Raw genomic sequence first — 12,388 nt, 5'->3', positions numbered from 1 at the left:
AATAATATAGTCAATTCACTATAAAAGAGTGACGGCATTCACCTCTTTTATAGTGAATTGACTATAGTAAGGTGACGGTAAAAAATGCGCCAATTCTACCTGAATTTAGCGATTAACAATACGCTTTACAGCGTGTTGCCATAAAATATTTTAGACAATAATTAGGATCAATATTGCCACTACGAGTATAGTGGCGAACAACAACTGATAGCGCTTCATGCTATGTTGCTCTTGTTTTTGCGTCGTTATCAGCGCTTGCGCCTGTTGCCATTGCCCTACTACGCTCGCCGCTTCCACGTGTCCATTCTCCGCTGCTTGCTCTAGCCAATATTTGCCAGTGTCTATATCTTGCGCCACGCCGACCCCTTGGTAATACATTTTGCTTAGTAGGCGCTGCGCACGACTGTCATTTTTGCTGGCTGCCTGCTTAACCCATTCAATCCCTGACGCTGTAGCAGCACCCTTATCAACCGTTAATCCTTCACCTAGCAACTCATACATTGCCAAATGTAGCATGGCAGCACTATTACCTGCCTGCGCTGCTTCCTGTAATTTTAATAACGCTTGCTGTTTTGCCGCCAAATGACTCTCTGAAAAGCGCATTTGCGCGCGTGGCTGACTTTGCTTGGCAATATGCTGTTCTAACTGCTCCAGCACTTTATGGGCTTGCTGATATTCGCTATTGCCAGCCGTTTGAATGACCTCTATGTTATCCAGCTCTACGAGTAGTTGCGTAAAAATCGCGGGCGTTGGCAATTCTTGAGGAGAAGGCACTAACGATGGTAGTGGCTGCTCTAATACCGTATTTTCTGAGGTTGTATGAGGTAGCACTGTTTCTGATTTAGACAGCACAGGCTTAGTTTGGCTCTCTTGCTGAGACAGATTCTGAGATTTTGGCGCATCATGTGTCGTATGACTCAACCCTTCTTTTTCTAACGGTTCCTGACTATCAACCGTTTTAATGCGCTCTAGACTAGCGCTTGTATCTGGTGTGCTGATATTAATGGCTGGTGTAATCGAATTAGTAACGTGATTGTCGTGCGCATGTGGCAACCTTGCGCTAACCGCTTGATACAGACCACTCGCCACTTGACCGCCTTGTACCGCCTCAAACGGCCGATCAATATGACCAAATAACCGCAATCCTATCGGCTCTAGTGCAAAAAACAATGACGTAACGCTATTAGCATCAGCCGACTGACAATAGACAACCGCCATGTGTTGATAAAAATCATCGGTCGTCAGTGCCAGTTCAGGATAGCGCTTATGTAGCTCAAACTGTCCATACCAATGCGGCGCATTTTGCCATTGCTGTGCCAATACGTGCCCTGCATAAAACGCCAAAAATACCATAAAGTTACGATAGCGTTCATCGAGCAATAATGTCTCTTCATGCCATCGACCAGTTTTAACCATCTCACGGCGTATGTGCGACAGCAGCGTATCGACTCGCTGTAAGCTGGTCAATGACTCATCTAATATACAATCACGAAGCTCACTTTCGTAAGCAATGCCACCAGCGATAGGACGATCCGCTAAAAAGTCTTGCCAATAGCCTGCTGCAATATAGTCAAAGGGCGTTAGAGGTGATGCAGACGATGCATACATAGACAAGCGCATCCTTTATCGGGATAAATTAATAGTAATAAAAATAAGGTCATCATGGCACTAAACTGACATCAGTCGTTTACCTTACCCTAAAATTGAAAATGCTACAATAAAGGACTAAATAAGCGTACCACATTATCAAATAAACGCTCTGCACCATGGCGCTGTTGCCACTGCTCTAAACTCAGAAAACGGCAACTTTGTAAGTAGACTTCTTGACAATCAGCCACTTGAGCGACCATCTCTGGTGTATAAATGGCCAAGCTCACTTCCATATTTAGATAAAAACTGCGCATATCGATGTTTACAGTGCCAAATAAACAATAATCATCATCGATAACCACTGTTTTGGTATGCAACAAACCACCCTTAAACAAGGCAATCGTCACGCCTGCCTCGAGCAGCTCTTGATAATAGGCTTGTGACGCATGCTGTACAAGAAACGAATCCACCTTTTCAGGGACAATCAGCGTCACCTCAACCCCGCGTTTAGCAGCGATTGTTAATGCTCCCGAGAGCGCCTCGTCAGGTACAAAGTACGGTGTGGTAATGCGAATGCGTTTATTGGCGCGATGAATAACGGTCACCAATGTATTGTAAATCACATGGGCTGTCACTTGCGGTGCGGAGGGTATCAGCTGCGCCAGCACCCCTTCTACCATCGGCATCTTCGGTATCACAATCGATGTCGAGCCAATATTTGGCTGCTTATAATAGTCGATCTCACCAGCCAATACCTTTACCCGACTGTTTAAATCATTAATGGTTGGGTTCATCACATATAGTTTACGAGTATAGCCATTTACTCGCTGATTGAGCGCGTCTAAATTGTCGTTGTTTTCCGCACCAATATCCGTGGCCACCACGATCGCCATAGCGGTCGTAATACTAATAGAGTGTTGACTGGTCGTGCGTATCGCCACATCGATCCACTGTCCAACGTTTTTATTTTGTTTAAAAAATCTTGGATCGACCAAGTTAAAGCTACCGATATAGCCAATGTGCTCATCAATCACGATAATCTTACGATGATTACGTAAGTCAGAGCGCTTAAATAGTGTTTTAAATAAACCCACTGGTAGTGACTGATGGACAAAAACACCTGCTTTTTCTAAAGTACGATGCGCGCTACTATTAAAAAAACTAAAGCTGCCCACGCTATCGGCCAAGATATGACACTCAATGCCACGCTGCGCTGCTGCTGACAACGCCTCTATCACCTCTAGTACTTGTCCTTTAGGATAAACAATATAAAACTCCATCAGGATAATACTCTGAGCGGCATTGATATCTTCGATTAATCTCTGAAAAATAGTATGAGGATCCGTCAATAGCTGCATATTGTGATTAGGAAACACGCCCAGCCCCGTCCAACGCGTGCCTATTTGACTGACACCTCGATAGTTGGCTGGCAGCAGCTCTTGTCCCTGATCAAAAACCAAATTCTCACGCCGTGCCATATCATCCATCAATAAGCTTGCTTGGTCTACCCGTTGACGATAGCGCCGCCCTATCATCGGCTCACCCAATAGTATATAAGCGATAAAACCAAAAAGAGGCAAGGTATAGAGCACAGCAATCCAAGCAATAGACACACCGATATTGCGCTGCACTGACACAACACGTAGCGTCATTACTATCATGAGAACAATATGCAATACCAGACCCAAGCCTGCGAAGTCTCCCCAAGACCAGGTCGTAAAAGTTTGTTCAATAGTGGAATTTTCTATGCCCGCCTCCAACAATCAACATAAAATAAAGCATGAGTCGTAAAACACCCTCAATAGTATAGTAGTTTTTGACCATCAAACAATGACTAACCATAATAAGTTTTTAGGCAGCAACCTTAGTAAACACGTGCCTCAGACTACTATTAATAATAACTTTCAGACAGTATTTTCAATTATTTTTCAAAATAGTTAAAAAACTGTTTGACAGCCATGTGTAAATCTATATAATACACACCCACAGCAGCAGAGCTTAGTGACAAACTTAGAGCTCAGTTGATGTTGAATAAATTGTATAGCAATTGTTCGAAGGGTGATTAGCTCAGTTGGTAGAGCGTCTGCCTTACACGCAGAATGTCGGCGGTTCGAATCCGTCATCACCCACCACTATTTAGTATAGCGTTACTCTCAAGTAGTAGGCTAAGTGGTTAAATAAACTAAGTACGACCTAAGCAGCGGTAGTTCAGTTGGTTAGAATACCGGCCTGTCACGCCGGGGGTCGCGGGTTCGAGTCCCGTCCGCTGCGCCATATTTAAAACTTAGTTTTAATACAAAAGTTTCAACCTCAAGTATTAGTTTACTTGAGGTTTTTTTGTGTCTATTAATTTTACCATACCTCTATTCACTTCCCTCTCATATCAGTTGTCCTCAACCACCCTACCAGCTCTTTTCACTACTCTGAATCGTAATAATTATTACTAGTGGTTTAGCCTACCAACTACTTCAACATATCTCCTTGTTTACAAAAATAACAAAGCTGACCATTTAGTCAGTTAATTTAACAAAATCATAAACTTAGGTAATATCAAATACTTAGAAGGCTTGATAGACCATTATTTTGAGCCAGCTTATGGTTGTCACTCATTATAAAACATGTTTAACTGTTTCAAAGTGTTAAGAATTATTGCGGATAACATAGCCAACAGAGCATTTTTTATACTTTTGACAATACTTATATTGATAGCATTTATCTTCATTATTTTAGATTGCTATCAAAAATTGACCGCGCTTTATCCTTAGCAGCATTGACCCGTTTTGACAGGAAGTTAAAACGCGCTTTTGTCATATACCCAGCCTGCTAGGATGACCCACTCTATATAAAGGAATATTACTGTGCGTTATCACTTATTTGCAAACCTGCCACTGGCTAGCCAATTATGTAGAACCAATATTCAGAAAAAACTGTTTTTTAGTAGCTCATTAACCACGGCTTTAGCCGCGATCGTTGCCTTGGGTACGATGAGCAGCAGCCATGCAAAGGTGCTTTTCACCGATACCAGTCTTTCTGTACTGTATGGTAATGACTATGAGCTGGTAGAAGACGGAGAATTGACGACCATCACTCTGGAGCACGCATCTACCCATAGTTGGGGCGGCGTATTTTTCTTCGTCGATCGTCATCAAGGCGCAAATGATATTGAAAACAATAGATTTAAAGAAACCTATGGTGAGTTTGCGCCCAAGCTTAAGCTCACAACTTTCGATGATAGCTTTATCAAACAGCTCAATCTAGCGGGGCAATATGAGTTTGGCTCGAACAGCAAAGGCTTTAGCCAAGACAACTATATGATAGGACTAGGGGCAGATTTGAATGTCCCTATTTCAGGTATGAAGTACGCCTCCGCTTCCCTATATCATGTCTTCAATGATAATACTGATGATGACCAGCAAATCACCTTAACTTACGGTTGGGAGAAAAACAATTTTGTGGTCGATGGTTATGTAGACTACTCTTTTAACAATGATGACTTAAAAAACCAACTACATATCAATCCGCAAATAAAGTATAACTTACAACCACTATTAGGCATTGATAATCGCTTAGAGGTCGGTATGGAATATAGTTACTGGAAAAATAAGTATGGCAGTGATACAACTCAAAATGTGCCTAGCGCTCTAGTGAAGTTTCATTTTTAACCGTCTAATTGGTTTGACGAATAGTTCTAAAACAGCTCTCAACTCTTTCTCAATAAAACAAATAGTCCTCATGCAACTTGTCAATTTTGCATGAGGACTATTTGTTTTATATTTGATAAATTAACCCTTAGGATTCCACTGATTCTCAAGCTGGATACGCATTCATACGTTTTATAAGGCTGTTACGACGTATAATTATTGGCTATTTATACCCGCTAAATAATCATCTTTAATTGACTTTATCAATGGCTATGTTTCAAACTTATTCAGCATTTTTTTATTATAAAAGGGACAAAATATGGAATGTAACCACATACCCAGACAATCATTGGGCTTCTTCCCCACTCCATTGATAGCGCTTAGCAGATTGAGTAAAGCGCTTGATGGCCCTACTATTTTTATGAAACGAGATGACAACACGGGACTGGCATTGGGTGGCAACAAAACCCGTAAGCTTGAATTTATTATGGGTGACGCCATTGCTCAAGGTGCTGATTGCGTGATTACGGCAGGTGCCGCACAATCAAACCATTGTCGCCAAACTGCTGCCGCGGCGGCAAGCTTGGGACTTGAATGCCATTTAGTATTGGGTGGAGAAGAACCCGAACAAACAAGTGGCAATCTTTTATTAGACAAAATTTTTGGATCACACATCCATTGGGCAGGCGCCAATCGTAAAGGAGAAGATATTCCTAAAATCGTTGAGCAATTAACAAAACAAGGTCAGAAACCATATGTCATACCCTATGGCGGCTCCAATGAGCTGGGTGCTTTAGCGTTTGTAGAAGCTTTTAAAGAGTTAGAATCGCAACGTGAAAGCATGGACCTATCATTTACTCATATCGTTTTTGCTTCTAGCTCTGGGGCAACACAAGCCGGTTTGATGCTTGGCAAAAAAATACTCAACTCGCCCGCCCAAATCGTAGGTATCAATATCGATAAAGGCGAAACAGACAAAGTGCCTTTTGATCAGTATACCGTCGCGCTTGCCAATAGCACGGCCTTCCTTCTTGGTGCCGATCATCAGTTTTCAGAAACCGATTTAATACTCAACTCTGATTATGTGGGCGAAGGTTATGGCGTGGTTGGTACATTAGAAAATGAAGCCATTGAGATGACAGCTCAAACAGAAGGCATACTTTTAGATCCTGTCTATACGGGTCGTGCGATGGGCGGACTCATAGATATGATTCGGTCTGGCAAAATCAAGAAAACCGATCGTGTCTTATTTTGGCATACGGGCGGTGCACCAGCTTTATTTGCCTACTCAAGTGTCTTAGATATGATGAAAAGAAATGGATAAATAAATTTTGACGCATTAACTCAAGCTATAGGTATTAACTGCAATCTTATGAGCGTTGATTCAGCCGGCTCACACTAGCAATCAACGCCACCATAACCACTCCCATGATGACGAGAATCCCAGACATCATGTGCGCTGCCTCGTAATTTAGCGCCTCTACTTGCTCATATATCGCAATCGAGACCACTTTAGTCTCATCGGATATACTACCCCCTATCATCAAAACCACGCCAAACTCACCAATAGTATGGGCAAAACTTATTAAGCTGCCGAGCACAATACCGACACGCGCTTGTGGCAGAGCGACTCTGAGAAACCGTTTGAAACGGCTTGGCTCCAATAAATGTGCCACTTCCATCACGCTTTGTGGAATACGTAAAAATTGGGCGTAGACAGGCTGAATATAAAAAGGCAAGGAGTAAATAATCGAACCAATGACAAGACCTTCAAAGGTAAATATCAAGGGGCTGATATGATGTTCGCTAAGCCATTTACCAATACCGACACTAGGGCTTAACAGTAATAAAAGATAAAAGCCGATGACGGTAGGCGGCAAAACCAATGGCATGGCAATGATGCCCATAAGCAAGACTTTAAGACGTGCCACAACTTGCCTATGGCTAGGCTTAGCGAGCCAATAAGCCACAGGCGTTGCAAACAGTAATAAACAAATGGTAGTGACACCAGCAAGCTTAATACTTACCCAAAACGGACTAAGCATATCGGACATAAGAGACTGGTCTATCATAATGTCACTGCTCGTTGCCATTCGTTATGAGGATAAAGGATCTATTGTATCTAATATTAAAAGATTGAACAGACAAATATAATGTCAGCTCTTATAAATAGCGCGTTGATAAGTAAAGCACATTGATAAACAAACAGTGTAGCGTTTATCAGTCATAGTATCAGTCTTCCTGTGTCGATATTATTTATTAAAACCTGACAAGATTATGGTCTGTTGAAAAATAATCATAGCGTAAAATAAAAAAGCACCCTAATAAGGTGCTTTTTTATTTTATTCACTAAGCTCATCGTATTAACTATTACCGTCAAAAATGATGGTTAAAAAATTTCTTTTAACACGCTAATATTAGAATCAATACGAGTCAAAAAAAGTTCTATCAACCTGCTTCACCACGAAGCTAACGATGACGCACTACGCTGAGTAATAAAGCCGTCTGGAGTCTGACCATTGTCTGCTTGCCAGCGCTGGAACGCCAACCGAGTATTGGTACCCACGATACCGTCAGCGCCTTTGGTGTCATAGCCTGAGTTGGTCAAACGCTGCTGTAAATTTCGTACTTGAGCTGTGGATAATGGACGCTCATAACGCGGCCATGATTTCTGTAATCCGCCTTGCCCAGCAAGCGCTTTACCCAATAAGCTAACACCTAGCGCATAGCTCGATGAGTTATTATAAACCTTGATCACATCAAAGTTTGGGCTGAGTAGCAACACTGGACCATCCTTGCCAGCTGGTAGCCACAGCTCCATTTCGGTATTGGCATCCAAATAAACATCAGCTATCGTATCAACACCCATCGCCGCCCATCTCGCGGCAGGCTGCTTACTACCAACCATGGAGTAATCGAATGAAGCAGGAATGGTCGCTTCGTAAAATGGCGCTAGACCTCGAACCCAACCTGAGTTGCTCAAATAGTTAGCGGTGGACGCCAGTGCATCGCCCGTTGCCCACGGATTACGGTGACCATTACCATCGCCATCCACTCCGTGCTTCAGCCAAGTATCAGGGATAAACTGCGTCTGTCCCATGCCGCCTGCCCAAGAACCATCCAGCTGCGACCAAGACAAATCACCGCGCTGCAATAGCGTCGCTAATGACAACAACTGAGTTTCGGCAAACTCTTGGCGACGACCATCATAAGCCAGACTCGCAAGTGAGCTTGGTATGCTGCTATTACCCGTCACCACGCCGTATGACGACTCCATGCCCCAAATGGCAGCGATTATTTCTGCATTGACGCCGTACTGCGATTCTAATTGCGACAAAAATGCCCGTTGCTCGGCAAACTTACGCTTACCAGTACTCACACGCCCATCAGATACGGCAGAATCGACATATTCCCATGGCATCTTAGAAAACTCTGGCTGTCCTGAGTCAAGTGAGATGACTTGCTGGTTTAAATAAGCGGTATCAAGTAGACGACGCACCGTCGCTGCATCATGGCCTGATGAAATCGCCCGCATAGAAAAATCCGACTTCCAATCAGAGAAGCTGTTATAGCTTGGCTTTGCCACTGGCTGCGGCTTGATGACAGGCTTCGGTGCTGGCTTCACTTGAATGGTTTGAGTTTGGGTAATCTGAACGTTGCCTTGACGTACAGGCTTGCTAGGTTTTTGCATCGCCTGTTGGCTGGTACACCCAACCATCACTAGCGCAGGAAACAGGGCAAGATATTGTTTTTTTAACATTATAAAATTCTCAAGTATGAATAAGTAAAGCGACTCAAATAAACCGATTTAGTTAAGGTGGCTTTATTCAAACACTCTGAAATTCAAGCACTCTGAATAAAGCCACTAAACTTGCCAAATCAGTCACAACTTGGCATCACGTTTAACGCCCCAGTACCGCACGTGGATCAATAGGATTGCCATTTAAGCGCACTTGGAACTCTAAGCCGACCTGATTGGTTTGGCCACTGTTACCCATGTTTGCAATGCGCTGACCGCGCTGTACAGCATCGCCTTCTTTGACCAGTAGCTGACTATTATGCGCATAAGCGGTGATGTAATTATCACTATGACGAATCATAATAAGATTGCCATACTCTGGCAGACCATCGCCCGAGTACAGTACCGTGCCAGATTGGCTAGCAAGTACTGGATCACCGATATTACCAGCAAACCACATACCCATCGTACCCGCTGCCGCATCAAAGTTACGGGTCACTTGATTGCGACTTGGATATTCATAGCCTGACGTTGCGTTAGCCGTCACTTCGTATACAGGGCTTTGTGAGCTACTATTAGGCACGCTCGTTACAGGTGGTGTGTACGTTGGCTGTGTCGTTGTAGGGGCGTTATAACGATTGTTATCGGCTGGCGTACCTTGCCACAGCTTAAGCCATTGACCACTATAAATCGTATACTTGCTGTCCAAACCATTGAGCGAACCGATTTGACGGTAACTGAGACGATAGCGCTCAGCAATCTGGCTGACCGTATCGCCACGCTGTACGCGATGGTAGTTAGGAACGCCTTGTGCATTGGTAATAATCTTAGGTCCCGCTTGGTTGGCTGATTGGTAAGTAGGCTTGGTTGCACAGCCCACCATCGTTAACGTTGCTGCTGTTAAAGTACCTATCAATGCCACTGTTGCAAAGCGCGATCCAGCAATAAGCTTCTTCATACAAGATTTCCTATTCTTTATGTTACTCACAAACTCCTTGTGTTACTCACAAGCATTTTGCTAACTTTTATACCGTTTAGTATTTAGTATTTGGCAAATACCATTATCAATCACTCGATAGTAAACCATTTTTTAAGGCGTGTCCTCATTTTGAAAATGGTGATAAAAATGAGATAAATGGCAGCCAAATAAGAAAAATAGTGCAGATAATATCAGGATATTGACCAGCTGTTTGACGCATTTTGGCAGCGTAAATTTATAGCATTAACGCCGACAGCGTTTTAAGCGTGTCTGCTGGCGTATGATGCAGGCGCACTGGTGATAAACTGATATAACCCGCCGCTACCGCTTGATCATCCGTCATATCTGTTGTGGAGGACTGCAAATCTTCAGTTTCTAATGGCAACTCATGTGGGCGTTTACGTAGCGACAACCAATAAGCATCACGCCCGCGTGGATCGACCACATGATGTACAGGACGCGCAATCTGACGGTGCCCTAACGCCGTTACTTTCCGACCTTTGATATCATCGGCACTATCCACATCAGGAATATTAACGTTTAATACATGATAGGGCAAATTTTTGCAAGCATCTAATATCGGTGTTTCTATCAATAATTTAACAATTTCAGCTGCCGCCATTTGATAATGACTGGTCTGCTCTTGCTTTTCTCCTTTGACGCCGCCGCCCACTAGGGAGGTCGCAATGGCAGGTATTCCAAAGAGCTGTGCGGTTAATGCAGCACCAAAGGTACCCGAAAATAAAACGTCTTGACCAAGATTGGCGCCAGAATTGATACCAGTAATCACACAATCAAAACGCGTATCAGGATACAACTCATGCAATGCCAAATGTACACAGTCCGCAGGCGAACCATTTACCGCTATAAAACCAGAATCCAATTGATGAGTATATAATGGCATCGATAGGCTCAAAGCACTCGCGCAGCCACTTTGCTCACTGTTTGGCGCAACCACTACCACCTCTGCAATAGCAGACAGGCCTTGATATAATGCCAATAACCCTGGTGCATAAACCCCATCATCATTACTAATTAAAAATTTCATTTTCACTCAATATACTCATTAATGACCGCCTGTCCACTTATGAACTTTAGCCGCATAAAATTGCTATAATCAGACCCGAAAATGGTGGTTAGATTGTTTGATCATACTGTTGATGCTGACACCTACATTGGCTTTTTCTGCATAAATAGTATTTATAAACAGCATTTAGCGAGCGTCAAATGGTAGCTGAATTTACTATCAAAGTTAAAAAAGCCATACCGCTATCAAAGTAAAATGACACTGTGTTTATATCACAGCATGGATATGAAAAAATTGATACAGCAAAACGCGGATGCCACCATAATTTTGGGCGATTATACCCTAATAATACGCTGACACGAACCCAGTCTTTGCGCAGAATTTATCCAATTTATATTTTTATCTCTATGATATCTGCATGAACAACAGCAAAAAACTTGGCGTGACGTTACAATAGGCAACACCTTACAACAATACAAACTTATATTTTTATGCTGTCGTAACTTATGAGTCTATGCTGCTGATATGTTGCTCAAAAAGAGCTTTGGCTCACAAGATATCTACACATAAATCAATATTTTATGTGACTTTTGTTTTTTTACCCATTAACATATCACCATTAATTAAAGATAAGCGAGTGTAATACTGCATGAAAAATCAATCGATATTATCTATAGCTTCTGTGATAGCAAAGACGGCGTCCAAAATTAGTCTTGCAGGACTGGTAACGTCTGTTGCCATGCTGTCTCAAGCATCCTTTGCGGCGAATAATTCTGCTACAACTATACCTCTAGATATGTCTGGCATCAATGTTACTAAGCATGAAATTGCGGTCATGCAAGTGCTATCAGAGATATGTCCACCGATGCTCAATGGCAAACAAAAACAGCGCTTTTATAAATCTTATAACGTGCAGCTTCACGAGTTGATGCCGTCTTTAGAAGATCCAAAAGCAGCGATTCAATATCTATCCACTCAGCAAGATTATCGCCAGATATTACAAGGCATTCGTAGCTGGACAATGGGCTTCTCTAAACAAGACAACAAAGCTCTATGCGAAGATTTGGCGAATGCTGAATACCAGTAGTTGATCATCATAATTAAGCACAACAATTACAACATTATAATTGGCTTACTTATCAGACATCCTATCGTCTCCCCTACAATAGCTATGCCCCAGCATTGATTCTAAATTGATAAAGTCAGCTATAATTAATGACAATAAATCATGGCATTATCCGTCTTGGAACGCTGATTATGGGCTATTTAGCGAAAACTTATAAGCTTGTTCATCAGGCTTATGAGTAACAAAAAAGCTTACGTTAATTCTGTTTATACCAACAGGATGACCGTAAGCTTTTTTATGACAGTCGAATTATTTCTATTCAAGGCACTGTGGCGGTCCTAGTCTG

At 42.6% G+C, this 12,388-nt stretch carries 9 protein-coding genes and 2 tRNA genes; 5 read left to right on the top strand and 6 right to left on the bottom strand.

All coding sequences use genetic code 11. The features are described 5' to 3' along the window. Positions 1–150: 150 nt before the first annotated feature. Both JMX82_RS04080 and JMX82_RS04075 read right to left on the bottom strand, forming a co-directional pair. Positions 151–1,608 (bottom strand): tetratricopeptide repeat protein, encoded by a 1,458-nt coding sequence (locus tag JMX82_RS04080; RefSeq protein WP_201539576.1) that lies wholly within the window; start codon positions 1,606–1,608, stop codon positions 151–153. Positions 1,609–1,712: 104 nt separating this feature from the next. Continuing rightward, the gene (locus JMX82_RS04075; protein WP_201539575.1) at positions 1,713–3,350 is read right to left on the bottom strand and encodes a cardiolipin synthase; all 1,638 of its coding nucleotides are present in this window, start codon (positions 3,348–3,350) and stop codon (positions 1,713–1,715) included. Between the two features lie 296 nt (positions 3,351–3,646). Between JMX82_RS04075 and JMX82_RS04070 the strand changes: the two genes are divergently transcribed. The 4 genes from JMX82_RS04070 to JMX82_RS04055 all read left to right on the top strand — a co-directional run bounded on the left by JMX82_RS04070 (position 3,647) and on the right by JMX82_RS04055 (position 6,555). After that, a tRNA-Val gene (locus JMX82_RS04070) sits at positions 3,647–3,722 on the top strand. Between the two features lie 65 nt (positions 3,723–3,787). Then, positions 3,788–3,864: transfer RNA gene (locus JMX82_RS04065), tRNA-Asp, on the top strand. A gap of 584 nt (positions 3,865–4,448) precedes the next feature. Further along, the gene (locus JMX82_RS04060) at positions 4,449–5,252 is read left to right on the top strand and encodes a DUF5020 family protein (protein WP_227676300.1); all 804 of its coding nucleotides are present in this window, start codon (positions 4,449–4,451) and stop codon (positions 5,250–5,252) included. 298 nt (positions 5,253–5,550) lie between these two features. After that, positions 5,551–6,555 carry a D-cysteine desulfhydrase family protein gene (locus JMX82_RS04055; protein WP_201539574.1) on the top strand — a complete coding sequence of 335 codons (1,005 nt, stop codon included), beginning with the start codon at positions 5,551–5,553 and terminating at the stop codon, positions 6,553–6,555. A gap of 46 nt (positions 6,556–6,601) precedes the next feature. Here JMX82_RS04055 and modB read toward each other — a convergent pair whose 3' ends face one another. The 4 genes from modB to surE form a co-directional block, all read right to left on the bottom strand. Next, positions 6,602–7,303, bottom strand: coding sequence for a molybdate ABC transporter permease subunit (modB, locus tag JMX82_RS04050; protein ID WP_201539573.1), 702 nt, complete (start codon positions 7,301–7,303; stop codon positions 6,602–6,604). A 386-nt stretch (positions 7,304–7,689) separates the two neighbouring features. Then, positions 7,690–8,994, bottom strand: coding sequence for a lytic murein transglycosylase (locus JMX82_RS04045; RefSeq protein ID WP_201539623.1), 1,305 nt, complete (start codon positions 8,992–8,994; stop codon positions 7,690–7,692). A gap of 139 nt (positions 8,995–9,133) precedes the next feature. After that, entirely contained in the window at positions 9,134–9,928 is a 795-nt protein-coding gene (locus JMX82_RS04040; protein WP_201539572.1) for a M23 family metallopeptidase, read from the bottom strand. A gap of 256 nt (positions 9,929–10,184) precedes the next feature. Further along, positions 10,185–10,997: a 5'/3'-nucleotidase SurE gene (gene surE / locus JMX82_RS04035; protein ID WP_201539571.1), complete on the bottom strand. Its 813-nt coding sequence runs from the start codon at positions 10,995–10,997 to the stop codon at positions 10,185–10,187. A 628-nt stretch (positions 10,998–11,625) separates the two neighbouring features. Between surE and JMX82_RS04030 the strand changes: the two genes are divergently transcribed. Beyond that, complete coding sequence (locus JMX82_RS04030) at positions 11,626–12,063, top strand: MCR_0457 family protein (protein WP_045444876.1); 438 nt, start codon at positions 11,626–11,628, stop codon at positions 12,061–12,063. Positions 12,064–12,388 lie beyond the last annotated feature (325 nt).

Origin of the sequence: Psychrobacter sp. 1044 (assembly GCF_904846525.1) — a bacterium.
GTDB lineage: Bacteria > Pseudomonadota > Gammaproteobacteria > Pseudomonadales > Moraxellaceae > Psychrobacter.
The sequence above is the reverse complement of the archived record's forward strand: the minus strand, read 5'-3'. Positions and strand labels throughout refer to the sequence as shown.

Excerpts from the sequence above, each read along its gene's own strand:
- JMX82_RS04080 (WP_201539576.1), bottom strand. The coding sequence starts at position 1,608 with ATGTATGCATCGTCTGCATCACCTCTAACGCCCTTTGACTATATTGCA.
- surE (WP_201539571.1), bottom strand. The coding sequence starts at position 10,997 with ATGAAATTTTTAATTAGTAATGATGATGGGGTTTATGCACCAGGGTTA.
- JMX82_RS04040 (WP_201539572.1), bottom strand. The coding sequence starts at position 9,928 with ATGAAGAAGCTTATTGCTGGATCGCGCTTTGCAACAGTGGCATTGATA.
- JMX82_RS04055 (WP_201539574.1), top strand. The coding sequence starts at position 5,551 with ATGGAATGTAACCACATACCCAGACAATCATTGGGCTTCTTCCCCACT.
- modB (WP_201539573.1), bottom strand. The coding sequence starts at position 7,303 with ATGATAGACCAGTCTCTTATGTCCGATATGCTTAGTCCGTTTTGGGTA.
- JMX82_RS04030 (WP_045444876.1), top strand. The coding sequence starts at position 11,626 with ATGAAAAATCAATCGATATTATCTATAGCTTCTGTGATAGCAAAGACG.